Annotated in this window: 1 protein-coding gene; it reads right to left on the reverse strand. The window is 58.0% G+C overall.

What is annotated here, in order from left to right:
- Nucleotides 1-212: hypothetical protein (locus AAEZ05_RS30605; RefSeq protein ID WP_350650462.1), on the reverse strand; the 212-nt coding region annotated here is incomplete at both ends.

The raw sequence follows: 212 nt of genomic DNA on the forward strand, positions 1-212 counted from the left end.
AGGGTGAAGGTCAGTTCACCGTGGTTGTTGATCGGCAGGCCTGCTGCGTTGGTCAGGGTCACGGTGTAAGTAACCGAACCGCCTTCCGCCACAGTGGTTTTATCCGCGGTCAGAGTCGCAATGACTTCGCTGAGGGTATCGGTGATAACGACCGAAGCCGGATTCCCCAGAACCACATTTTCCAGCGCCGTACCGTTGGAGGTTGCACCGGC

Origin of the sequence: Pseudomonas sp. HY13-MNA-CIBAN-0226, from assembly GCF_040310305.1 — a bacterium.
In the GTDB taxonomy this organism is placed as follows: domain Bacteria; phylum Pseudomonadota; class Gammaproteobacteria; order Pseudomonadales; family Pseudomonadaceae; genus Aquipseudomonas; species Aquipseudomonas gregormendelii.